This window comes from Bernardetia sp. ABR2-2B (genome assembly GCF_037126435.1).
Classification (GTDB): Bacteria; Bacteroidota; Bacteroidia; order Cytophagales; family Bernardetiaceae; genus Bernardetia.
Genome location: NZ_CP147020.1, coordinates 3541766 through 3567226 on the forward strand (window position 1 = coordinate 3541766; position 25461 = coordinate 3567226).

At 32.2% G+C, this 25461-nt stretch carries 20 protein-coding genes; 11 read left to right on the forward strand and 9 right to left on the reverse strand.

Annotated features, from left to right (window positions below; translation table 11 throughout):
- Positions 1 to 97: 97 nt before the first annotated feature.
- The 4 genes from WAF17_RS14950 (at position 98) to yidC (ending at position 5432) form a co-directional block, all read left to right on the forward strand.
- Positions 98 to 937: a PASTA domain-containing protein gene (locus WAF17_RS14950; RefSeq protein ID WP_338761164.1), complete on the forward strand. Its 840-nt coding sequence runs from the start codon at positions 98 to 100 to the stop codon at positions 935 to 937.
- 276 nt (positions 938 to 1213) lie between these two features.
- Complete coding sequence (locus WAF17_RS14955) at positions 1214 to 1684, forward strand: gliding motility lipoprotein GldH (protein WP_338761167.1); 471 nt, start codon at positions 1214 to 1216, stop codon at positions 1682 to 1684.
- A gap of 77 nt (positions 1685 to 1761) precedes the next feature.
- Entirely contained in the window at positions 1762 to 3453 is a 1692-nt protein-coding gene (locus tag WAF17_RS14960) for a CTP synthase (protein ID WP_338761170.1), read from the forward strand.
- A gap of 128 nt (positions 3454 to 3581) precedes the next feature.
- Positions 3582 to 5432, forward strand: coding sequence for a membrane protein insertase YidC (gene yidC / locus WAF17_RS14965; protein ID WP_338761173.1), 1851 nt, complete (start codon positions 3582 to 3584; stop codon positions 5430 to 5432).
- Positions 5433 to 5504: 72 nt separating this feature from the next.
- On the opposite strand, the gene WAF17_RS14970 is transcribed toward yidC, so the two are convergent.
- Together WAF17_RS14970 and WAF17_RS14975 are read right to left on the reverse strand one after the other, a co-directional pair.
- Positions 5505 to 6503 (reverse strand): hypothetical protein, encoded by a 999-nt coding sequence (locus WAF17_RS14970; protein WP_338761175.1) that lies wholly within the window; start codon positions 6501 to 6503, stop codon positions 5505 to 5507.
- Positions 6504 to 6543: 40 nt separating this feature from the next.
- The gene (locus tag WAF17_RS14975) at positions 6544 to 7323 is read right to left on the reverse strand and encodes a septal ring lytic transglycosylase RlpA family protein (protein WP_338761178.1); all 780 of its coding nucleotides are present in this window, start codon (positions 7321 to 7323) and stop codon (positions 6544 to 6546) included.
- Positions 7324 to 7517: 194 nt separating this feature from the next.
- Between WAF17_RS14975 and WAF17_RS14980 the strand changes: the two genes are divergently transcribed.
- Positions 7518 to 7823, forward strand: a complete 306-nt coding sequence (locus WAF17_RS14980; RefSeq protein WP_338761181.1) for a DUF3817 domain-containing protein — start codon at positions 7518 to 7520, stop codon at positions 7821 to 7823.
- 10 nt (positions 7824 to 7833) lie between these two features.
- Here WAF17_RS14980 and WAF17_RS14985 read toward each other — a convergent pair whose 3' ends face one another.
- Entirely contained in the window at positions 7834 to 8142 is a 309-nt protein-coding gene (locus WAF17_RS14985; RefSeq protein WP_338761184.1) for a hypothetical protein, read from the reverse strand.
- Between the two features lie 204 nt (positions 8143 to 8346).
- On the opposite strand from WAF17_RS14985, the gene WAF17_RS14990 reads away from it, so the two are divergent.
- Positions 8347 to 10038 carry an amidase family protein gene (locus WAF17_RS14990; RefSeq protein WP_338761187.1) on the forward strand — a complete coding sequence of 564 codons (1692 nt, stop codon included), beginning with the start codon at positions 8347 to 8349 and terminating at the stop codon, positions 10036 to 10038.
- 70 nt (positions 10039 to 10108) lie between these two features.
- On the opposite strand, the gene WAF17_RS14995 is transcribed toward WAF17_RS14990, so the two are convergent.
- From WAF17_RS14995 to gyrA, 5 genes are all read right to left on the reverse strand, one after another.
- Entirely contained in the window at positions 10109 to 11650 is a 1542-nt protein-coding gene (locus WAF17_RS14995; protein ID WP_338761189.1) for a HAMP domain-containing sensor histidine kinase, read from the reverse strand.
- Positions 11651 to 11921: 271 nt separating this feature from the next.
- Complete coding sequence (gene murB, locus WAF17_RS15000) at positions 11922 to 12950, reverse strand: UDP-N-acetylmuramate dehydrogenase (RefSeq protein WP_338761191.1); 1029 nt, start codon at positions 12948 to 12950, stop codon at positions 11922 to 11924.
- Positions 12951 to 13284: 334 nt separating this feature from the next.
- Positions 13285 to 13953, reverse strand: coding sequence for an L-threonylcarbamoyladenylate synthase (locus tag WAF17_RS15005; protein ID WP_338761193.1), 669 nt, complete (start codon positions 13951 to 13953; stop codon positions 13285 to 13287).
- A 1090-nt stretch (positions 13954 to 15043) separates the two neighbouring features.
- Entirely contained in the window at positions 15044 to 16252 is a 1209-nt protein-coding gene (locus WAF17_RS15010; RefSeq protein ID WP_338761196.1) for a tetratricopeptide repeat protein, read from the reverse strand.
- A gap of 164 nt (positions 16253 to 16416) precedes the next feature.
- Positions 16417 to 19101 carry a DNA gyrase subunit A gene (gyrA, locus tag WAF17_RS15015; protein ID WP_338761199.1) on the reverse strand — a complete coding sequence of 895 codons (2685 nt, stop codon included), beginning with the start codon at positions 19099 to 19101 and terminating at the stop codon, positions 16417 to 16419.
- 372 nt (positions 19102 to 19473) lie between these two features.
- On the opposite strand from gyrA, the gene WAF17_RS15020 reads away from it, so the two are divergent.
- The 3 genes from WAF17_RS15020 (at position 19474) to WAF17_RS15030 (ending at position 21388) form a co-directional block, all read left to right on the forward strand.
- Positions 19474 to 19911 carry a hypothetical protein gene (locus WAF17_RS15020; RefSeq protein ID WP_338761202.1) on the forward strand — a complete coding sequence of 146 codons (438 nt, stop codon included), beginning with the start codon at positions 19474 to 19476 and terminating at the stop codon, positions 19909 to 19911.
- Between the two features lie 67 nt (positions 19912 to 19978).
- The gene (locus WAF17_RS15025) at positions 19979 to 20494 is read left to right on the forward strand and encodes an NAD(P)H-dependent oxidoreductase (protein ID WP_338761205.1); all 516 of its coding nucleotides are present in this window, start codon (positions 19979 to 19981) and stop codon (positions 20492 to 20494) included.
- 312 nt (positions 20495 to 20806) lie between these two features.
- Entirely contained in the window at positions 20807 to 21388 is a 582-nt protein-coding gene (locus tag WAF17_RS15030; protein ID WP_338761208.1) for an adenylate kinase, read from the forward strand.
- Positions 21389 to 21547: 159 nt separating this feature from the next.
- On the opposite strand, the gene WAF17_RS15035 is transcribed toward WAF17_RS15030, so the two are convergent.
- Positions 21548 to 22330 carry an N-acetylmuramoyl-L-alanine amidase gene (locus WAF17_RS15035; protein ID WP_338761211.1) on the reverse strand — a complete coding sequence of 261 codons (783 nt, stop codon included), beginning with the start codon at positions 22328 to 22330 and terminating at the stop codon, positions 21548 to 21550.
- 182 nt (positions 22331 to 22512) lie between these two features.
- Between WAF17_RS15035 and WAF17_RS15040 the strand changes: the two genes are divergently transcribed.
- Both WAF17_RS15040 and WAF17_RS15045 read left to right on the forward strand, forming a co-directional pair.
- Positions 22513 to 23988, forward strand: a complete 1476-nt coding sequence (locus WAF17_RS15040) for a redoxin domain-containing protein (RefSeq protein ID WP_338761213.1) — start codon at positions 22513 to 22515, stop codon at positions 23986 to 23988.
- Positions 23989 to 24207: 219 nt separating this feature from the next.
- Positions 24208 to 25440: a response regulator gene (locus tag WAF17_RS15045; RefSeq protein ID WP_338770204.1), complete on the forward strand. Its 1233-nt coding sequence runs from the start codon at positions 24208 to 24210 to the stop codon at positions 25438 to 25440.
- Positions 25441 to 25461: the final 21 nt, after the last annotated feature.

Sequence of the window (25461 nt, forward strand, 5' to 3'; positions counted from 1 at the left end):
GTAAAGGTTTATTTTTTCATCAAAAACATAAAATAAGCTAAAGAATAAGATAGAAAATTGTATTTTTGTGGCTTACCTAACTACGTTCTGCTAAAAAATGGATACAAATTCTTTCAAAAATCGTATAGATAATCTAAATTTTAAAGAAATAAAGCACAAGGTGCATTATTATCTTACTCGCAATCATTACTCTACTTTGCTTATTCACTTGGGCTTAATGGGAATTTTGGGAGCTATTATTTTGTATGTTTTCTTTTACATCTATTTGCCAAGCACCACAAATCATGATACGACGATTACAGTACCTGATTTGAATAAAATGAAAATAGAAGAAGTACAATCTTTTTTAGAAAAACGTGATTTACGTTATGAGATTGCTGATACCTCTTATAATCCAAAATATCCACCTTTGAGTGTATTACAACAAAACCCAGCAAAAAACTCTACTGTCAAAATCAATAGAAAAATTTATCTGACTATTAATTCAGAAACACCACCCAAAACACGTATTCCTCAAATTATAGATTTTCCTTATACAAGCGCAACTACACAACTAGAAAATGTAAAGCTAAAAATTGGAGAGAAGGAATTTGTCAAGAATAGTGCAAAAAATGTAGTTTTAGAAATTGCTGTAAAAGATAAAAAATATACAAAAGCAGATTTGGAGAAAGGTGTTTACATTCCACAAGGAACTCCTGTAAAGCTTTTTATTGCAGAAGGAAGAAGTAATGATGGATTTAAGATAGACAACTTCATAGGACAATCTGGAGAAGATGCTAAATTAGTAATGGAGGGAAGTGGATTAGATGTAGAGGTTCATTATAAAAAAGTAGAAGGAAAAGACATAGGAATAGTCATTTCTCAAAAACCATCAGCAGGTTCTAGAGTAATAGTAGGACAAAAAGTTGAGCTTTGGATAGCTGCTGCTTATGATTAGAAAATATATTTTGAAATAACATTTTTTATTAAAAAGCTAAGAAATAAGTAATATCTAATTGCGTTTTTAATAAGTAGCTGATATTACGCAAAGATAAAATCTCTTATAAAAAACGAAACCCACGATTTTAATCGTGGGGGAAATAGGTACAGGTTAGCAGAAGACAATATATTTCCTTTACCCATAACTAAAGTTATGGGTTTCACTTTTTGATTTTGTAATATCAGTAAATAACATAAACTCTAGTTTATTCAAAAAAAAGTCATTGATTCCATTATGCAATTCCAAAAAAAACTAACTTCTTCTATTCTAATTTTACTTTTTATTCTCACTTCTTGTGGAAGTAATGCTTTATATGAAAATCACAAAGAGCTAGAGAGTGGAATTTGGCAAAAAGCTAATTTACAGTCTTTTGAAATAGAAATAGATGACTCTCAAAATCATTCTGTTTTTTATCATCTGCGCTATACAATGGATTACGATTATTGTAATTCTTATGTTCGCTACAAAGTTTTTTCTCCAACAGGAAAACTTCTTACTCAAAAAATGAAATTAGATACGCTCTTCGACTGCACAACAGGAAAGCCACTAGGAGAAGGGTTTGGAACAGTTTATAATAGAGAGTTTCAGTTAGAAGAAAGCTTTGATTTTTCTGAAAAAGGTATTTATAAAATAGAGCTAGAACAAATGATGCGTAAAGATTCTTTAGAAGGAATACAAACAGTCGGAATACGGATTACAAACTAAAAGTTAATTTATAATTGAATTAATCGTTTTTTTCGTAATTTTGTGGCATCAAAAAAAACACACGTTTGTAAATTGCTATGAGTACGACCAAAAAATCCACTAAAGAAAACTCAAAAAATACTTCTACAACTTCACAAAAGACAAAATATATTTTTGTTACAGGTGGTGTAGCTTCCTCATTGGGAAAGGGAATCGTTTCGGCTTCTCTTGCCAAACTTTTGCAATCAAGAGGGTTCTCTGTTACTATCCAAAAATTTGACCCTTATCTCAACATTGACCCTGGTACGCTCAATCCGTATGAACACGGAGAATGTTATGTAACTGACGATGGCGCAGAAACAGATTTAGATTTAGGACATTATGAGCGTTTTCTGAATGTTTCTACCTCACAAGCCAACAATGTAACAACTGGAAGAATTTATAATACGGTCATAAACAAAGAAAGAAAAGGCGATTTCTTAGGAAAAACGGTTCAAGTAATTCCTCATATTACTGACGAAATAAAACGTAATTTTTACTTTTTGGGAGAAACTGGAAAGTATGATATTATAATTACTGAAATTGGGGGTTGTGTGGGTGATATCGAATCGCTACCTTTTGTAGAAGCTGTTCGTCAGGCTCGTTGGGAATTAGGAGAGCAAAACTCACTCGTTATTCATCTTACTTTAGTGCCTTATTTGAGTGCTGCAAAAGAACTCAAAACTAAACCTACACAGCATTCTGTCAAAATGCTTTCAGAGCAAGGCGTGCAGCCAGATGTTTTGGTGTGTCGTACTGAGCATTCTCTACCTGATGATATTCGTAGAAAAATCTCGCAGTTTTGTAACGTAAATATCAAATCCGTCATTGAGTCTATTGATGCAGATACGATTTATGATGTTCCTCTCTTGATGAGAAAAGAACATTTAGATGATATTGTTCTAGAAAAATTAGGTTTACCAACAGACAGTACGCCCAACCTAGACGAGTGGAAACACTTTTTAGGAAAGCTAAAAAATCCGACTGATGAAGTAAAGATTGCATTAGTTGGAAAATATGTAGAATTACCTGATGCTTACAAATCTATCGTAGAATCATTTATCCATGCAGGAGCAGAAACAGAAACAACAGTAAAACTCAAATGGGTTTCTTCTGAAGATTTGGATTCTGATGAAGATGTAAAGAAATATTTAGAAAACATGGACGGTGTTTTGGTTGCCCCAGGTTTTGGAGATAGAGGAATTGAAGGGAAGGTTTTGGCAGTAAAATATGCAAGAGAAAATAAAATTCCATTTTTTGGAATTTGTTTGGGAATGCAAGTCGCTGTCGTAGAATTTGCTAGAAATGTCTTAAAGTTAGAAAGCGCACATTCGGCAGAAATGAATCCTGATACAGAGTTTCCTGTCATTGATTTGATGAAAGAACAAAAAGACATTACGACAAAAGGTGGAACAATGCGTTTGGGAGCTTATCCGTGTCAGCTTAAAAAGAAATCATTGGCTTCACAGATTTATGATGGAAAAGACTTGATTCATGAACGTCATCGCCACCGTTATGAATTTAACAACAAGTTTTTGAAGGATTACGAAAAGGCAGGACTTCTTCCAACAGGAATAAACCCAGAATCGAATCTAGTGGAAATTGTAGAAATGAAACAAGCAGAACACCCTTATTTTGTAGGAGTTCAATTTCACCCAGAGCTAAAAAGTACGGCACTTAGTCCTCATCCTCTTTTTGTAGGATTTATAAAAGCTGCTCTTCAAAAGCGTTTGGAGGAAGTAGTCGAATAATAAAAATAAAAAGAATTTTTCGGACGACTTGACAGTTTTCCGAGTTATTCTTCACAAAGGATAAGAGTTTGTTTTATCAAAACTCTATTCTTCATAAGAAAATCGAAAATTAATTTACTTTAGTATAAATGGATAAAAATCAAACCATCGGACTCGTCTTGATGTCAGCTTTGCTTATTGCATACATGTTCTTTTTTAGCCCTAGTAAGGAAGAGCAACAAGCACAAGAACAAAGAACAGCACAAATACAAGACAGCATCAGAATAGCACAAGAAGCTATTGCTGCCACACAAAATGGACAAAATTCTGAAACAGAACAAAAAGTAGAATTAGATTCTGCTACAAAAGCTTTGATTGCCGATGCAAAAGAAGTCGTTTTAGAAAACGATAATATCAAAGTTGCTTTATCTTCTTTGGGTGCAGAAGTTTTGAATGTAGAACTCAAAGACTATCAAACTTTTGATGGTAAGCCACTTATTTTGGTAGATGAGCAAAATAGCCAAATCGAACTTTCAATGCCTACTTCTTCTGGGAGTGTCAGAATTGATAAGTTAGGTTTTCAAGTTCAGAATGCTACAAAAGATAAAGTTACTTTTGCTGGTGTAGTAGATGGAAAACCATTAGAAATTACTTATACATTGCCTAAAGATGGTTTTGAATTGTTTTATGCCATCAAAACAGATGCTGCTACACAATCGTTACAACTTTCTTGGACGGATGCTATCAAACGTACTGACCAAAATATTGAATTAGATAGAAGAGAAACAACTATCAATTATTATACAATTGAAGATGATTTTGATTATTTAAGCAAAGGAAGTACAGATGCACAAACAGAAGTTTTAGAAAACTCGGTATCTTGGTTTTCTATGAAACAACGCTTTTTCAATGCTGCTCTTATTACTGACAGACAATTTGAAAAGCTAACGATTGGCTCGGCTGCTGTTAATGAAACAGACTCTTCTACTATCAAAACGCTAAAAGTAGAAACTTCTATTCCTGTTTCTTCGTTGGCTGCTGATGCAAATGCACGTTTTTACTTTGGTCCTAATAAGCACGATATTAATAAAGCTGTAACAGAAGGCTTCCAAGAAAATACCTATTTAGGTTGGGCTATTTTGCAACCAATCAGTTTGTTTATAATTATTCCATTATTTGATGTTTTGGAAAAATTTATTGATAATTATGGTGTTCTGATTATCGTTATGGTGTTTCTTATCAAGATGGTTTTAGCTCCTCTTACCTACAAATCGTATGTAGCACAAGCCAGAACAAAAGTTTTACAGCCAGAAATCAATAAGATAAAAGAGAAATATCCAGACGACCAAGCCAAACAATCACAAGAAACAATGAAACTCAATAGTGAGTTTGGGGTCAATCCGTTGAGTGGGTGTTTGCCGATGGTGTTGCAGATGCCAATTATTTTTGCGCTCTTTACGTTTTTCCCTAGTGCGATTCAACTTCGTAATGAAGCATTTTTATGGGCAGGTGATTTATCAACGTATGATTCTATCTTGAACTTGCCGTTTACAATTCCTTTCTATGGAGACCATGTGAGTTTATTTACTCTGATGATGACAGCTTCACAGATTTTGGTAACAAGTGTAAGTACACAACAAACTTCAATGGCAAATTCTCCTATCAATCCGAAAGTGATGATGTACGGAATGCCAGTTATGTTTATGTTTGTCTTGAACTCTTTCCCTGCTGGTCTGACACTTTATTACGTAACTTCAAACTTAGTTACATTAGCTCAAACGCTTACTATTCGTAAGTTCTTCGTTAATGAAGAAAAAATCAGAGCAAAACTAGAGATTCGTAGAGAAGAGAAAAAGAAAAGTGGTAAAAAAGGTTCTTCTTTTATGCAACGTATGCAAGATGCAATGGCTCAAGCACAAGAGCAACAAGCAGAAGCCAAAGCTAAAAAAGAAGGTACTCCGAAAAATACGAATCCAAATAAAAAGGATAAATTGAAATAAGAGTATTTGTGGGTTCAAATAAAAAACGGCTTGTAGTTAAACAAGCCGTTTTTTTTTATGTCTCAAACTCTGTTATTTTCTATGTAAAATATAAAAGCGACGATATAAGGTAATATATATTTCGTTGTTATTTGTTTTTGCAATAGTGAAATAACCAGTTTCTTTTGTGTTTCTAAATCTCACAAAGTAGGTATTTATCGTACTTCTAATTTTCTGTAATTCCTGTATTTCTCTATAAAATTGTGGGGTCAAACTTTCTGGCTGACTGTTATTGAATGTAGAAACGAAGTTGTATTCCCAATAATGTTTTGCATTTGGGAATGCTCTAGCCGAAGAAATATTATACAAATAACTCTCATTATTTATTTTAACAGAATCCTTTGTAAACTGTATGAGTAAAGTATCTATTTGATATTTTGAGTATCCACTTGTATCAATTTGATTAGACTTATTAGCATACCAAATTCCATATATTTTTTTCAAATTCATATCAGAGCTATTACATTCTTCTCCTATACAACGTTTAAATCCTTTAGCCTTATAGTAATTAGAATCAATGATAGGAAACCCAAAAACGTTACTGAAAATATTTATAATTTTTTTTGACCTATGTACATAAGCGTGTTCCATCTTTAACCAAACTACTCTGTTAGCATCAACAAAAATATAATTCGGTTTCTTATTTATACCAAAATCGCTAACAAACTCTATCGTCATTAATTCGTTAAAATAATCTGTCGCTTCTTCTTCTGTATCAAAAACATACACACTAAAAGGAACAAGCTTTCTGTAAGCATATTCAATATTATTTTCATTGATTATCGTATCATACTTAACATCAAATTTGTAATCTTTTTTCCCCCAACCAAATGTTTGGAAATATGAATTGATAGAATCTCCGTATTCTTTCAGTTTTTCATAACGAAATGGATTTATTTCTTCACTAATCGTAGTATCATCAACTACAACAGTATCAATAACTGCATTAGGTTTTATAGATTTTTTTTCTGTATTTCCACCATTTTCTACTCTTGTATTACAAGAAAACAAACAAATTAGCCATAATAGCAAAAATGTAGATTTGAATTTAGTCTTTAGCAATAATTGTTTTTTAATCATTAAAATGCGCCTTTGGAAAACAACCTCTAAAACCTTTTTTATCTAATTTTTTTGCAAAATCTCTAGCTTGTGTAGCATTCATGTCACCTACCGAAACTCTAAAAAGACGTTGCGAACGGTCAGCCGTCCAAGTAACACGGATATACACTTCATCAAATCCTGCTGCCATAGAATCTTTTCCTTTTTGGACAGCATTTTTCAAGTCTTTGTAGCTTCCAATCTGCACACCAAAAGCTTCTGGGTATTTTTGAGTTCCCCAAATACTATAAATACGAGGTAAATATTTATTTTTCTTTTGTGCTTTTTTGATATTTACTTTTCTGCGTGGTTTTCTTCTTTTTGTTTTACTTTCAGAACCTTTTGGAGAAAGAGTTGTTCCATCTGCACCTGCACGTAAAAGGCGAATTTCTATGTTTACAACTCCATCACGAACCATGTCTAGTTTTTTTGCTGTTGCATAAGAAAGGTCAATAATTCGCCCTGGTTTGAAAGGACCTCGGTCATTTACTCGTACAATGGCTGTTTTACCGTTATTTTTATTGGTAACTTCTACCAAACTATTGAATAATATTTTTTTGTGGGCAGCCGTAGCATCATACATATTGTATTTTTCGCCACTTGCTGTGGGTCTGCCATGAAATTTTGTTCCGTAGTAAGAGGCTTTTCCTTTTTGTGTATAACCTAGCTTCTGATAATCATATTCGTTTGTTCCACTCAATTGTAATAAGGCAAAAGGCAGAACTGCACAGTAGAAAATGTGTTTTAACTTCATAAAAAACAATAAAGAGATGGATTTTGGATAGATTTTTTTTTCTAAAATAGAACAAGGAATTAGTACAAACTCTTATTTATTCTATTTTAGAAGGAATTAGTTATGCTAATTAGCGATTTTTAAAGAAATTTGCAATTCTAAAACGCTTATTTTTGTATTCTATTATCCAAAGATTAATCAAAAACCTATTACTTATGACTTCAAATTCAAAACTCCTTCAATTTTTACGTATTCTTGGTGTGGTAGAAGGTATTTCTTTTCTTGTTATCCTTTTTATTACGATGCCTCTTAAGTATATTTGGGAAATGCCAGAACCAAATAAAATTGTCGGAATGGCACACGGAATTTTATTTATTGCCTATTGTCTTTTAGTTTTGATTGTGGGCTACAAACTCAAATGGAAATTACTCACTATTTTTTGGGCATTATTGGCTTCTATTATTCCTTTTGGGACATTCGTGGCTGACAAGAAGATTTTTAAGGAAGAGCAAGAAATGTAGCCTTTATATACTAATGAATATAATATTCTGAATAAAGTTTAACAGCAAAAAGAGTAAGTGGCACACTTGGAAAAGAACACAAATATATAACCCATTTTTTTCTTGAAAAGTAATTCCACTTTTTAGTTGTGATGTAGAAACGAATAGCAGAAGTTATTTGAAAAAGACTAACTACAAACCAACAAACATTAAATGCAAGTATCACAAACAAAGTAAAAATTACTAAAGAACTTATAGACTTGTCTATAAAAGTAGGTACAACAATAACCAGTAGACCTATTATCCAACAGACTGATTCAACACTAATTTTATTCTTCATAATATTTCTATATTTTTTGAGTAAATTAAATAATATTCTTGATAAAAACGTAAAATTTGAATTTCTAAAATAGAGTAGTTTTTATCTAGAATTATGTATTATCCTGCGTTTCATCATAAGAATCATATAATCGATAGCTCGGCGAAGCCAAATCACTCGCTAATCAATCATATAATAATTAACCCTTTACAACCTCAAAAAACTATGAGATATACACTTTTATTTCTTTTACTATTTATTTTTTCGTGTCAGTCTTCTGACCAAAAAAACGAAGAAAAAAATGAAACTACTTCTGAAATTACAGAACAAACCTTTACTATTCCAGAATGGAAACCCTACGATGAATCTGACGAACTTACTCAAAGCCTTAACAATGAATCATCAAGAATGCAGTACAAACTCATTCAATCTAAAATTTTAGATAAAAATGATATTTGGAAAAATGTAGCTCCTCAAATCAGTAATTTTTCAGAAGAAGAGTATCAAAAGCTAACTCCTTTGATTTTGGAACAAAATATTCCAACAATTCAAAATCATATCAAAGAAGGAAATTTGAGTTATGAAAAACTGGTGCAATGGTATTTGTACAGAATTGTAAAATATGAAAACAATAGAGAAACTTCTCTTCATACTATTATTTCTATCAATCCAAATGCAGTAGAGGAAGCCAAACAAAGAGATAAAAATACTCAAGCTGAAAATAATCACGCCATTTTTGGAATGCCTATTTTACTAAAAGATAATATCAATTTTGATAAACTTCCAACCACAGCAGGAGCAGAAGCACTCAAAAACAATATGACTTCAAATGCTTTCATAGTAGAGCGCATACAAGAAAAAGGAGGAATTATTTTGGGCAAAGTAAATCTAAGTGAATGGGCAAATTATTTACACGATAACGGGCCGAATGGATATAGCGCAATCGGTGGACAAACACTAAATCCTTACGGAAGAAAACAGTTTGATACAGGTGGTTCTAGTGCAGGAAGTGGAACATCAGTAGCTGCAAATTATGCTGTTGCAGCAGTTGGAACAGAAACAGCAGGTTCTATTTTGTCTCCAGCTAGTTCTAGTAGTATTGTTGGTTTGAAACCTACGATTGGGCTTTTGAGTAGAGGTGGAATTGTTCCTATTTCTAGTATGCTAGACACGCCCGGTCCAATGACAAAAAATATAATAGATAATGCTATTTTGTTATCTGCAATGACTGGCGAAGATGCAAAAGATACAGCTACAAAAGGACAAAATCAGCAACTCAACTATGCTCAAAATTTAGAAATAGATTTGAAGGGAATGCGTTTTGGTGCAAATAAAGCCTTTATGGAAGATTCTCTGTATCTTTCTATGATTGAAAAAATTAAATCTTTAGGTGCAGAAGTAGTAGAGTTTTCTTTTGATGAAATGAACTTTGATAACTTTCTACAACTTTTAAATGCTGATATGAAAAGAGATTTGCCTTCTTATTTTCAAAATTATGCAGGAAATTCAGTTTCCTTTACTTCTGCAAAAGATATTGTAGAATATAATCTTCAAGATACGTTAGTTCGCATTCCTTATGCACAAGCTCGTTTTGATGGAATTGTGGCAGACAAAACTACTGATGAAGAATTAGAAAAACTGAAAATTAGTATGAATACAGAAGCAGTTAATCTTTTTGAAAAGCCAATGAAAAAGTTAAATCTTGATTGTATTTTGTCTATCAATAACTGGAATGCTGCCGAAGCTGCACTAGCAAAATATCCTTGCTTGACTCTTCCGATGGGTTATAGAGCTGACGGACAACCTGCTGGAATTACGCTGATTTCTCGTCCTTTCGAAGAGCAAAAATTGCTAAAAGTTGGCTTTGCTATCGAAGAGGCTACAAAAAGTAGAAAATTACCTCAAGGATATAATTGATTTTCTTGAAAAATAAAAAGGCTTTACATCAAAAAAATAATGTAAAGCCTTTTTTCAAATCTTTGAACCTCTAAACAGGCTGTTTGAAAGGTAATCGTATCGTAAAAACAGAGCCTTTTCCGATTTCACTTTCTACACTAATAGTTCCGTGGTGTGCTTCCACCATAGATTTTACATAGCTAAGTCCTAATCCAAATCCTTTTACATTGTGTACATTTCCTGTTGGTACTCGGTAAAATTTATCAAAAATCTTACTGACTACTTTTTTCGGAATCCCTTGTCCTTCATCAATAAATTTGATTTCAATTCCATTTGAAGTATTTTGAGTTTGTACTTCGATGCGTGGAACATTGGGCGAATATTTATTTGCATTATCTATCAAATTTGAAACAATGCTTGTGATATGCACTTGGTCGCCTTCTACAAGTGTTTGAGCTGCTCTCAAGTCTGTAAAAATTTTTCCTCCTCTATTTTCTACCTGTACGGCACTATTACGAATTACCTTTTCGATAATTTGATGAATATCTAATGATTTGAAATTTAGCTTTAAATCTTTTCTATCTAGTTTTGCAGCTTGTAATACATTTTCTACCTGTGAGCTAAGTCGTTTGCTTTCGTCTGCAATTACTCCCAAATAACGATTTGTTTTTTCTGGATTTTGCTGAACACTAGAGTCTTGTAAAATCTCACGAGCAAGAGAAATAGTTGCGATAGGAGTTTTGAACTCATGAGTCATATTATTGATAAAGTCATTGGTGACTTCAGAGACTTTCTTCTGACGAATAATCGTATAAATTGCAGCAGCAAAACAAAGGATAATTACACCAATAAAAATAATTGAAGAAGATAATATCATTGCCATTTTACCTAAAATATATTTAGATTCAGTAGGAAAATAGACACACAATAAGTTATCTGGATTACGCATATCATTTGGAAAAAGCTTGGTGCAATAGTTCGTTTCTACCAAACATTCGCTACTTGTAGAAGGAGAAGTAAAAAACCAACTTTTTTGAGAATGATTGAAAACAGCAAAATCATACTCTAATGTAATTCCTTTATTGTGCATTTCTTCTCTTAAAATAGAATCAATAACAGGGCGACTAGTACGTTGTTGAATTGGTTTTTCTTGATTTTGAAAAAATAATTTTTCAGCAATAACAGACAAAATTTGAGACCTATTTACCTTTCTGCGTTGTGTTTCTTCCCAAATCATTTTTGGGTCTCTTATGTCATACCTTTTCATTGGCTCAAGAATAATCTCTGTGCTTTGTTGGGTAGATGTTACTTCATTTTTTACTTTAAATTGAAGCTCATAAGTAAGTGCCGAGTTGGTTTTTTGCGCTCTTGTAATTGAATCTAACGTAGAAATAAGCTGTCCACTCATTTGGTCTGCATTACTTTTCATTACATAAATGGCTTCATGTTTTTCCAAGCGAGTAGCTACTTTTTCAAGTGCTTGATGAACGTTTTGCTTGAAACGAGATTTATTGAGATGAACTGTCGTGCTTATCCAATAAAATTGTAGCCCTATAAGTCCGAGCATTGCCAAACTCATCAGAGCTATAATATAACGTACTTGTTTTGCACCTATTAATCCTTCTATTTTCATTTTATGTTTACTTTATTTTCCTCTTCGTTTTTATAGTACGATGTTGAGGGTAGGTAAATGTACTTTCAAATAAATCTATTTTTGATTACAGAATATATCCTTATTGAATGAAGTTTATACTTTCAGTCTTTATTTTCTACGATGAATTTATACAAAATAAAGCAATCCCTATTCTTTAAAAATACACTTAACAAACTTTAACCCACTTACATTGAGGAGTTTAAGAGTATTTACGAAAAGAGGAATGAAAATTAGAAATTTTATGAAAATATTACCCTACAATATTAATTTCAGGTTCTATTTCTATTCCAAATTTATTAAAAACAGATTGTTGAATTTCTTTAGCTAGATTCCAAACTTCTTCTCCTTTTGCATTGCCATAGTTTACCAAAACGAGCGCCTGATTTTTGTGTGCGCCTGTATTTCCGACTACTTTTCCTTTCCAACCACACTTTTCTATAAGCCAACCAGCAGGAACTTTTGTTATTTCATCAGAAATTGGATAACCAACAATAGCAGGAAACTCTTCTTTTAATTTTTCAAATTGATTACTCAGAATTTCAGGGTTTTTGAAAAAACTTCCTCCATTTCCAATCTCTTTTGGATTAGGTAATTTAGATTCTCTAATAGAAATAATTGCTTTGCTTATTTCTTGAATTGTTGGAGTATCATTTTCTAAGGCATCTTTAATTGCTCCATAAGACGTATTTAAGACATGGTTTTCTTTAGTTAGTCTAAATTCTACACCAATAATAATGTATTTATCTTTTGCTTCGTGTTTGAAAATACTACTACGATAACCAAATTGACATTGTTTATTTGAAATCCAAAATTGCTTGTTTGTTTTCCTATCAATTACTTTTACTCGCTCCACAACATTGCGAATCTCTACTCCATAAGCTCCAATATTTTGCATGGGTGCAGCTCCTACTGTTCCAGGGATAAGGGATAAGTTTTCTACGCCTCCATAATTATTTTCCAAGCAAAAAAGCACGAAATTATGCCAGTTTTCACCTGCTGATACATAAAGAGTAATGTCTTTTTCATTCTCTTTTACTTTTTCTATTCCTGTAATAGAATTTTTGATTATTAATCCGTCAAAATCTTTTAAAAACAGAACATTACTTCCTCCTCCCAAAATAAAAATAGATGGAAACTTCGGCTGTTCTGCTTTTACCATTTCCAAAATATTTAGGAGCTGCTCAACTGTTTTTACTTCTACAAAACTTTTGGCTGTGCAGTCTATGCCAAATGTATTGTACGGTTTTAAAGAGATATTTTGTAGAATTTGAGATTTCATTCTTTTTATTTTGTATCGCTCGTGAGGACACGAGCAATGATTAATTTTTATTTTAATAATATATATTACAATATGAATGTCATTTATAAAATCTAAAATAGTCCTTTCCTAGCAATAAAGTTGCGTAATCTTCGTAGAATAGTGATAAAAATGAATTTCAAAAGCTACAGAGTAGCATAAATTTATTATGAGCTTTACCGTTACTTGTGTCCTCACGAGCAACTGATAGACACAAAAGTACAAAACAAAAAACCACTACCTCAAAAAAGTAGTGGTTTTTCTATTCACTAAAACAAAATCAAAAATGAAAAATCTAATCTTACAAGTTCTTTTTTTACTCTTCTTCTACTAGAAGTGATTCTGCTTCCTCTTTCGAAAGCACATCTGTAAATTTTTCTATATCTCCAGCTCCTTGGCGAAGCAAAATAATAGTATCTTCAATACAACGAATAACCGTAGAAGCCTCAATTTCTCCCATTCCTGCATCAATAACTAAATCTACTTGATGCTCATATTCTTCTTTCATGAGTGACGGGTCTGTCATTGGTTTACCTTCTTTGTCATAAAGAGAAGTAGTTACGATAGGGTTTCCTAATTCTTGTACAATCATTCTAGGAATTTTGTGGTCAGGAACACGAATACCTACTTGGTTTTTCTTTACTCCACCTACTTTGGGTACTTTATTACTTGAATCTAAAATAAAAGTAAATGCCCCCGGTAGAGCTTTTTTCATTACTTTAAAGACATGATTGCTTACTCTATGAGCGTACAAACTAATATCACTCAAATCATAACAAATGAAAGAAAGGTGCATTTTTTTAGGGTCAATTCCCTTAATTTTACAGACTTTTTCAACAGCTTTTGTATTTGTAAAATCACAACCTATTCCATAAACTGTATCAGTAGGATAAATAATTACACCACCATTTTTTAACGTTTCGACCACCTTTTGAATCTTACTTTCTTGTGGATTATCTGGGTGTATTTTGAGGAGTTCTGCCATACTATTTTAATAACTTTTAGTAAAAAATAAACTTCTTTTATTATTAATAAATAAAAAATAAGAAGTTTTTAAATATAAGTATAATTTTATTTCATTCAAAATAAAAAAATACTCAATTGTCATTTTAGGCTTTATTTTTTTAATGAGTAGTGAGGGTATAAAATCTTTTTAAAAACTCAACATATCATTTCTAAAATAATATTGAGTTTCTATAAAAATAGATGCTTTATTACTTACTCTATCCAATAATACATAATTTCTTTGTGTGTTGCAAGATTTTTATATAAATACTTTTGAGTTTTTATAAAAAAGCCAAATACTATTCTGCATACATACTATTTGCCAAGAATATATACATAACCAAACTCATAACTAGCTCATAAAAAATAGATGTGATACTATCCACTATTATAATCGTATGCTAGAAAATTATTGAAACAATTGATTGGGTAAATTGAAAGTAAGAGCTTGTTCAAAATTATTTCTTTGAGCTACAAATGGTAAATTTCAGCCTATATCTGCGTTATTTTTTCATTAAATAGCTCACTACTCTCCTCAAAAATGCCTTGATAAGTCAAAAATTTTCTCATTTTCACTAGTAAAACAAAAATCTAAACAAGCTCTAAGCTTTGTATGACCTTTGAAATATTGTTTTGATAAATAATAAATTTATTTAAACTTTTTTTGAAACTGATGCAACCATATTGCCTACTTAGTGGGTCATAGAAATAGAAGAGCAAAACTATCTGTTTTGAATCCTTCTAACTTACAACCTAACAATTCCTAACAACTTCCTAAATGATAGATTTAGGAAGTTTGTTTTAAAAAGAGAAAGTTAGAATAAGGTCTGTAAGAAGTTAATACTTGATACTTCAATATCTATTATCAAAATAGAATTTATATATAAAAATCTTTTGTTGGCTATGTCGTTTTTTCTACGGAGAAAATTACAGTAGCCATAGTTAGTGAGTAGTGGGAGATGATGCAGCCTTTGGAAGTATCATCTTTTTTTTGTGCGTTGAAATAAAAAAGCCCATTTATTAAATAATAAATGAGCTTTCATTGATTTATATAAAGAATCTAAAAGACTTTATTTTTTTGCGTCTATTTTTTTCTTCATTAGTTTTGCATTCTCTGTATCGTCTTTCATAGTATATAAATCTTTCAATATATTGTAAAGCGTTATATCCTCATCATTGATTTCGATTGCTTTTTTCGCATAATTAATAGATTGTTCTGCATCTTCTAAAATAGGTTTCATTTTCTGATGTTCAGGTTCTTGTTCTTCTACTTCTAGTTTGTTATATACATCTGCAGCTCGTCTATAATAATTGATAGCTAATGCAAAAGTAGCATCATAATCTTGAGGGTCTAGCTCTAAGACTTTTTTATAGTATTCTGCTGACTCTTTAGGTTGCCCTTCACTCTGATACATAATAGCGATATTTGTCAGAGTTTTTGTGCTAGGCTCTATTTCATTAGCTTTCTTTAATAACTCAATTGCTTTTGTGTAATCCTTTCGTTTTATATATACATCGGCAATATTAGTAACAAAGTAAGTCTCTTTTGGAAAGCGTTCTGCTCCTTTTTCTAATATTCTAAGAAAATTTGTACTATCTTCTAACTGATAGTAAGAATAAGCAGCTGATTGATAGGCTTCCATAGCACCTGTGTACTCGTCCATGTCTCCAAGTTGTTCGTAATACTTAGCTGCCTCACCAAACTTTTCAGACTTGTTAGCAAAATAACCTGTATAAATTAGGTTGGTTGTATCACTAGAAACATAGGTAGCGAGAGGTAACATTGTTACATAAGCACTCTCAAAATCTTCTGCATCTTGATATTTCTGTACTTTAGTTAAAATGGCATTTTTCAGACGTGCCTGTAAGCCTGTTTCCATTCCTAAATCACTCTGAAAAACAGGGTCTTCTATTCGTTTTGTATATTTATCTTTTCCTTCTGCTTTTTCCATTTCTAAAGCTTTCTCAATAGAAGCAAATGCACTATCTATTGGGTTTTCTACAAGAGCAGCTACTTCTTCGTCTTCTAAACCTGCTTCATAAATTGCTGTAAAAACCTTTGCTCTTACATAATATGTTTTAGCTTTATCTTTTGTTTTTTTGTGGTAAGTAGCCTGACGAACTTTCTCTAATGCCTTTTCATATTTTGCTTCGTTAGGGCTAACATAAAATTCTGCATTAATAAGCGCACCGTTTTGTGCAAAAGCTCCATTTGCAATAAGCGAACCAGCTGCAAATACAGTTCCTGCTACTATTGATTTTATTATTGACTTTGTCATTGTATAAAATGAGTTTGAATTATTGGATTATTACAACTCAGAAATAAGTGTAATAGTATTTTAAAATTAATTTTTATAAAAAATAGAAGTTCCATTTTCTAGTATAAAAATATACGACAAAAATAGAACTTCTAAAGGTATTGCAACTATAATGCAAAAAAAAATTATTCTACATCATCTGTATTTTCGTCAGTTGTTGTATCATTGTTTTCAGGGTGATTTCCATTAGCTGAGTTATCTGCTTCGTTAGCAAGGTTTGAAGAAACTTCTCCATCTGGATTTTCCATTCCTTCGTCTAATATAGTTTCGTCTAATTCTTCTTCTATATGTTCAATTTTGGCAACAGAAGCAATTTCATCTCCTGCAGCTAAATTAATCAAACGAACGCCTTGTGTAGCACGTCCCATAGTACGAAGTTCGGAAACAGCAAAGCGAATCATAACTCCTGACTTTCTACTAATCATCAAATGGTCGGTATCAATTACTTCTTTGATAGCAATCAAACTACCTGTTTTTTCTGTAATTTTGAGTGTTGTAACTCCTTTTCCACCACGTTTGATAACTCTATAATCTTCTATATCAGAGCGTTTTCCATAACCTTTTTCAGAAACAACTAAAAGATTTGAATCTGGACGGTTCAAACAAACCATTCCAATTACTTCATCGCCTTCTTTTACAGAAATTCCACGAACTCCTGATGCTGTTCTTCCCATCGTACGTACTTGCGTTTCATTAAAACGAATAGCACGACCCGAACCAACAGCCATAATAATTTCGTTGCTTCCATCTGTCAGACGAACATCTAAAAGAGCATCGCCTTCATTGATGGTAATGGCATTGATTCCTCCTTGGCGTGGACGAGAATAGGCTTCCAAAATAGTCTTTTTGATTTGACCTTTTTTGGTACAGAAAATTAGATTGTTATTATTGATATAATCTTCATCTTTGAAGTTTCTGACATTGATGACTGCCTGTACTTTTTCGCCAGACTCAATATTGATAAGGTTTTGAAGAGGACGACCTTTTGATGTCTTTGAGCCTTCTGGAATAGCATATACTTTTTGCCAATATACTTTGCCGTGGTCAGTAAAAATCAATAAGTAATTGTGTGTAGAAGCTACAAATAAATGTTCTGCAAAGTCGTCTGCTTTTGTAGTTGCTCCTTTTGAGCCTTTTCCACCACGAGCTTGTGATTTGTATTCAGATAAAGAAGTACGTTTGATATAGCCTTCATTTGAAATAGTAATTACCATTTCTTCTTCGGCAATCAAATCTTCAATATCAATATCTTCTGCGCTATGAACGATTTGAGTTCTGCGCTCATCACCATATTTTTCTTTAAGTTCAAGTAATTCATTCGTAATAATTTCCATACGACGCTCTACTCTAGCCAAAATATCTTCGTAATCCTCAACAGTAAGAACTAATTGGTCGTGTTCGTTTTGTATTTTATTACGCTCCAATCCTGTAAGACGTTGAAGGCGCATTCCCAAAATTTCTTTTGCTTGAATTTCTGAAAAATCAAATACAAAACCTTCTGGAACAGTAATATCTTTAAAGAAACGACTTTCCGTATTCATTTGTCCTTGTGCTGTCAAAATATTTCTTGCTTCTTCTGCATCTTTTGAGCTACGAATAGTTGCAATTACTAAATCAATTACATCAAGAGCTTTTAAAAGACCTTCTAAAATATGAAGACGCTTTTTAGCTTCTCTAAGGTCGTATTCTGTTCTACGAACAACAATTTCGTGTCTGTGTTCGACGTAATAACTTATTAAATCTCTAAGATTACAGATTCTTGGACGACCTTTTACTAGCGCAACATTATTTACACTAAACGAAGTTTGAAGTCCTGTATATTTGAAAAGTTGATTCAAGACTACATTTGCCATTGCATCACGCTTGATATCATAAACGATACGCAATCCTTTTCTATCTGATTCGTCTCTGATAGCAGAAATTCCTTCAATACGCTTTTCATTTACCATTGCAGCCGTTTTTTCAATCAGCGTTGCTTTGTTGGTTTGATAAGGAACTTCGGTTACGATAATCTGCTCACGGTTATTTTTGTCTGTATGAATAGTTGCAACGGCACGCATCACAATTCTTCCACGACCTGTTTCTAATGCTTTCTTTACACCTGTGTAGCCATAAATAATTCCTCCTGTTGGAAAATCGGGAGCAGTTACGAATTTTGTCAGTTCTTCAACGGTTATTTCTGGGTTTTTGATGTATTCAATTATTCCATCAATGACTTCTGTAAGGTTGTGAGGCGCCATGTTGGTTGCCATTCCGACAGCAATACCAGCCGAACCATTGACCAAAAGATTAGGTAATTTTCCTGGTAAAACAGAAGGTTCTGTCAATGAATCATCAAAGTTTGGAATAAAATCCACTACTTCTTTGTTCAAATCTGCCAACATTTCTTCTGCTAGGCGTTGCATTCTAGCTTCTGTATAACGCATTGCTGCAGCATTATCGCCATCAATAGAACCAAAATTTCCCTGTCCATCAACGAGCATATAACGAAGCGACCATTCTTGCGCCATTCTGACCATCGTTTCATAAACTGATGAATCGCCGTGAGGGTGATACTTACCCAAAACCTCACCCACAATACGAGCCGATTTTTTGTGTGCCTTATTGTGATAAACTCCCAAATCTGACATTCCGTACAAAACTCTACGGTGTACGGGCTTCAAGCCATCACGAACATCAGGTAAAGCACGAGAAACAATAACAGACATCGAATAATCAATGTATGCCGTTCGCATTTCGTCTTCAATACTTACAGGAATGATATTATCATTTCCATCATCTAGTAGCTCATCATTTTCTATATCTGCCATATATTATCTAGTATAAAACTATATTAAATTGAAATTCCTTCTGTAACCGTCGTTGAGGTTCAAACCGTCAATGAGGTTTTTCTAAATTGCTTTTTAGGCTAAAATTTTGATAAAATCTCCTTCAAAAACAACTCTGCAAGATACAAAAAAATAGGGAGTTTAACAACGTTTTTTAGCGTTTAGAAGCCTCATTATAGTAAGATTAATAAAACAGATTGAGATAAATTTTTCACTCAAAAACTAAACTATCAAACTTACTTATTAGTTATAGATTCTAATTACTGACTATTTTTAGTGTAACTACATAAAAATTGTACACAAAGCCCAAAATCAGCTTTTTATTCTCTTATCAACCTTCTTAATAACTCAATTATGCAAACACTAAAAAATTCTGATGAAAAAGTGTTTTATGAATCTCATATGGATACTAAATTAAATTGTATTTATTCTACTTGGCTTGGCTACGTAAATTTGAATAGTGTAAAGTCAGGCTGTTTGGTCGGTTTGGATTTGATTAAAGAAACCAACTGTCCATATATTATTAATGACAATACTGATTTGATAGGCCCTTGGCAACAAGCCAATGAATGGATACAGGAATTTTGGATGCCAAAAGCAATTGAAGCAGGTCTGCGTTACATGGCTCACGTTACATCTCCAGATATTTTTGGAAAACTTTCAGCAAAAGATTTAGAGAAAAAAGCAGCAGGTATTTTTACGATGCGTTTGTTTTCAACGAAAGAACAAGCCAGTGAGTGGATACGAGAATGTCAAGAAAAAGATAGTGAAACCGAAATGGGAAGAGAATAATTATGTGTTTAACGCATTGATTATCATTAACTTAGTTATTAAAAAAAACGCTAAAATTATTTTTCGAATGGAAGTTCTCATTATTCAAGGAAGCGCAAGAAAATATGGCAATACAAACAAAATTGTAAATTATATTCAAGAGAAACTAGATTGTGATTTTATTGACTTGAAAAACTATACAATTTCAAATTATGATTATGATTCACGAAATAAAAATGATGATTTTTTGCCTTTAATGAGAGAGGTAGCTGACTATGATTTAATTATTTTTGCTACTCCTGTCTATTGGTATGCTATGTCTGGCATTATGAAAACTTTTTTTGATAGAATTACGGACTGTTTGAAAATAGAAAAAGAAACAGGACGTAAACTAAGGGGAAAACAAATGGCAATGGTTTGCTGTGGCTCTGATAAAGATGCTGTCTTGGCAATAGAAAAGGAATTTGAAATGCCTTTTAGAGAGTCTGCATCCTATTTGGGAATGGATTATAAAGGAAGTGGTTATACGTGGATAGCAAATGAAGATATTTCAGAAGAAGTAATTCAGAATTTAGATAAATTTATAGCTAAAATAGCAAAATAGAACAAATAAAGTAGGTTTTATGCTAATTTCAGATACAATATTTGGATTTAACGCACTTGCTTCTTACATTTAGTTTCTTAAATCTAATTTAAAGTTGATTTACGTATTCAGTTACACTCAAGTTTATGTTATCCTGTTTTCCATGAAAGTTTTATACTAGTTTTCATGAGAACCTTAAAAGGATAGCATTTTATTTTTAGAATAATAATTAATAGAATTATTTAGGAATTTTTCCAATGTTATATTTGAGTTTTGTAAATGAATGTTTTTATAAAAAATAAACTGTAAAATACCTTATAAAATAGTCAGACTATGCTAAATTTAGTTTTATTCGGCCCTCCCGGTGCAGGAAAAGGAACACAGAGCCAACATCTTGTAGAGCATTATAATTTGATACACATTTCTACTGGCGATTTGCTTCGTGCAGAACGAAAAGCAGGAACACCATTAGGAAAAAAAGCCGAAGAATACATGACAAAAGGAAATTTAGTTCCTGATGAAGTAGTTATCGGAATGATAGAAAACAAACTCAAAGAGAATAAAGATGCAAAAGGAATTATTTTTGATGGCTTTCCTCGCACAACGAATCAAGCAGAAGCATTAGATACACTTTTGAAATCTCATAATGAAACTATCGATGCTGTTCTTTCACTCCATGTAGATGAGGAAGAATTAGTAAAGCGTCTTTTGGAAAGAGGCAAAACTTCTGGTAGAGTAGATGACCAAAAAGAAGAGCTTATCCGAAACCGTGTACAGGTATATCGTAACGAAACTGAAGTAGTTGCAGATTATTATAAAAAACAAGACAAGCTACACGTTATTGAAGGAGTTGGAGAAATTAGCGAAATAACAGCTGCTATTCGTGGTGCTGTGGAACAAGTAAAGGCTAGTTAATGAGAGAATAGTTATAAGTTGTGAATGGTAAATGTAAATTCATTTTGCAAGATTTTCCTCTTATGAAATCATAGAAAAAACGAAAAACTGTTTCAAACATTAAAATTTGAAACAGTTTTTTTGTGCCTTGCTATTTTCTCATTCCCAATATCTGTTCCCTTACTTCGCTGAAACTTCATTTTTGTATTCTTTAAAAGCACGATAAATTCCTGAAGCAATATATGTTTGTCCGTTGTCCGTTTTTAAATAACCCTCTTCTTTTGTGTTGGTCAGAAACCCAATCTCTATAAGTGCTGCTGGCATAGCTGTTTTCCACAAGACCAAAAAACCACTTTGTTTTACGCCTCTATTTTCTCTATTAACACGCTTTTCGAATTGATGCTGTACTTTGGTAGCAAAATCAATACTTTTGGTTTGGTTTGCACTCTGAAAATTTGACATTTTGATATATGAAATAATGCTATATGGGTCAAATTGATATTTTTCTTTATGATTTTCTTCTTTCAAAATCACAGCATTTTCACGCATAGCAACATCAAGATTTCCGTCTGTTTTGTGCATTCCGATAGTATAAGTTTCTGCACCAAATACTTTTTTGTTGTCGGCTGCATTACAATGAATAGAAATAAATAAATCAGCTTTATTACGGTTGGCGATGGCTGTGCGCTCGTCTAGTTCTACAAAAACATCTGTACTTCTTGTATAAACTACCTTTACTTCTTTCATATTTTCTTTAATATAATTTCCTACCTTCAAGGCAACAGCAAGGGCAACATCTTTTTCTTTTGTTTTGCTACCCGAACAACCAGGGTCTTTTCCTCCGTGCCCAGCATCGATGATAACTGTAAAATTAGTAGCACTTTTATTAGTAAAACTAAAAAGAGTCAAGCCAAAAAGGGCAATAAAAAATAGATAAGGAAGAGATTTTAAAACTTTATTCATAGCGTTTTTATAATTTTATTTTTTGGTAGAAGACAAGATAAATATTCTCTATTCAAAATTAACAAAAAACTTTCCAATTTGGATAAAGCATTGTTTTATAGTTTTGATAATCAGATAATAGACTACACGAATTGTCGTTTGTAAAGTATCAATCAAACTAATTTGAATCTTGTCAAAATTCTATGAAAAATATATTTGTATTTATTTGCATTCTGTTTTTAACTCCTTTTTCTGCTTCAAAAGTTTTTGCACAAGATTCTACTTCTATCAAAATTACTTTGCCTAATTCTGAAAAGTGGAGTACAGATAGTGTCAAGATTTATAATTTTCTACACGACAAATGGACTTATTTTGATAAAATAGACACAACAACTAACTCTTGCTTTCTAAAATTTCCTTGTGAAAGAGCGATAGAACAGGAGATTTATTTAGGTAAAAATAAAGGTTTTTACTTGCTTATTCAGCCAGATGATACTATTGAAATCGTTATTGATGAAGAAGGCAAACCAAATTTTATGAAAGGTAAAGCATCTAGAGAACATCAAATTACTTATAATAAAATAGAGGATTATGACTATTCCAGTATGAAGGTTTGGTTGTTAGTAGATGGAAGTGAGTTAAATATAGAGGAAAGTTTTTACAAAACAGATAGTCTAAATAAAAAAATCCTTGCTGATTATGAAATAGCTATTAAATATTTTAAAGTTGATTCAGTTTTTGATACTTATTTCCGAAATGAAATTGATGCTCAACAAGACTCTGATTATGATGCTATTCTATATGATATAGAAAATAAAATGGACGAGATTCCTTCATATTACGATAAATACAAACCTAATATTAAAAATCAAATAGATGATAATTATCCCTATTCTAAAAATTATATAAACTTATTATACGAACAAATCCTAGAAGAAAACTGTGTAGAAACAAAGCGAGAAATACGAACTGATAAATACTATACTTGTGCCTATAAACGAGTAAAAGAGATAAAAAATGAGAAAATAAGAAATTATTTAATTTTGAAAATATTTGATGGAATATTATATATAACTGATTGGTGGAGTGAAGAGGAAAAATTAGTTAATGAAATGATAGAAGAGGTAAAAAAAGCATTTCCTAATAGTGAGAAAGTCAAAATCATAGAAGAAAAAGCTGCTCTGTTCAAACGCTTGGCAGAACACTTACCTGAGCCAAACTTTACACTAAAAGACCAAAATGGCAAAAAGGTTTCTTTATCTGATTTTAGAGGAAAATATGTTTTTATTACCTTCATAGATTCTGCTGCTCAAAATCTTGAAGTTAATTCATGGTACGCAAAACTACTTTATGAAAAATATACAGATGAAAGAATAACCTTTCTTTATATTTTTGTAAATGATAGTGAAACAGCTTGGAGAAATATAATTGCTACTCAAGAAACAGAAGGAATACACCTTTTTGCCAATGAAGAACAAAGTAAAGAACTGTTTGATAGTTATAGTAAGCAAGTTTATAAAATCAAGTCAAGTAATAATTTCCAAATGAGCAGGTACGGTATAGATACTCAGAACTATCAAGTAGTATTTATAAATAAAGAAGGATACTCCATAAGTAATAGTTTATATCTAGGTCATAATATGGATTGGGTAGCTAAGAAAATTTTGAACGGAAAATAATTCAGTATTCAATCAAAACCCAAACATGGTTTCATTTTTGATTATCTCACTTTTGAATGCCTTATTTCCGTCGAAAAGATACAATAAAGTTATAGCTTTTCGTCTTTTGTTAGTATATTAGCCTATCTTTTAAAGGTTTGCATAATAGGCATTCTAAAAATATCCTAATTCTTTGTTCTAAGTTTATAATTTCCCTTTTCTCCTTTTTCAATTTTGACTGTGGCAATACGTCCGAATTCTTATAAAATCTTGGTAGCTGATGATTATGATAGCAATTTGGCTGTCATTGAGAGTATTTTCGAAGAATCTGGTCAAGTATTTGAAATTATTTATGCGAGTGATGGACTTTCAGCTTACGAACAAGGAATTTCAGAATCTCCTGATTTAATCATCATGGACTGGGAAATGCCTCAAATGACAGGTATTGAAGCCGTCAGGAAATTAAAAGCAAGACCAGATACACAACACATTCCAATAATCATGACGACAGCATTTACTTCGTCGGAACATTTGGAAACGGCTCTTCAAGCTGGAGCAATAGATTATGTCCGTAAGCCGATTGATGAAGTAGAACTTTTGGCTCGTGTCAATTCTGCACTACAACTAGTTACTTCTTACAAACAAATCTTGATTCAGAAAGATGAAATTCAAGAGAAAACAAAGAAATTAGAAGCTGCCTTTGACGAAATAGAAAAGAAAAACGATAAAATCATGAGTAGTATCAAATATGCAAAACGCATACAAGATGCTCTTCTCCAACCTGCTGCCTCATTACAAAATTTGATTAAAGATTCATTTATTCTCTACAAACCTCGTGATGTAGTGAGTGGCGATTTTTATTGGTTTTGTGAAAAAGATGAAAAAATTGTGATTGCTGCTGTCGATTGTACTGGTCATGGTGTTCCGGGGGCGTTTATGTCTATGCTTGGCGATACTTATCTCAATCAAGTAATTGGTGTGATGGGAATTATTGAGCCGAATGAAATTCTTACACAACTTCATGAGTCTATCCGAACAGCACTAAAACAAGATGCTACACAGAATCGTGATGGAATGGACATTACAATTTGTGTCATTGATAAAAAAGAAAGAATACTCAAGTTTGCTGGAGCAAAAAACCCATTGGTTTATATTCGTGATAATGAAGTGATTCGTGTAAAAGGAGATACAAAATCTATTGGGGGAAGAAATGCTGAAATTGCATTTACGACACATACTATCGAACTCACAGAAGAACCAACACCATTTTATATTTATTCAGATGGTTATCAAGACCAGTTTAGTAGTGGAATGCACAGTAAGTTTATGGCAAAACGCTTTAGAAAACTACTCCATAAAATTCATAAATATCCATTTCCAGAACAAAAAGACATCTTAAATCATATCCTCAAAGATTGGATGCGCCAAACTCGTCAAGTAGATGATATTTTGGTAATTGGATTTTCTATTTGAAATATCATAACTCATTTTTTT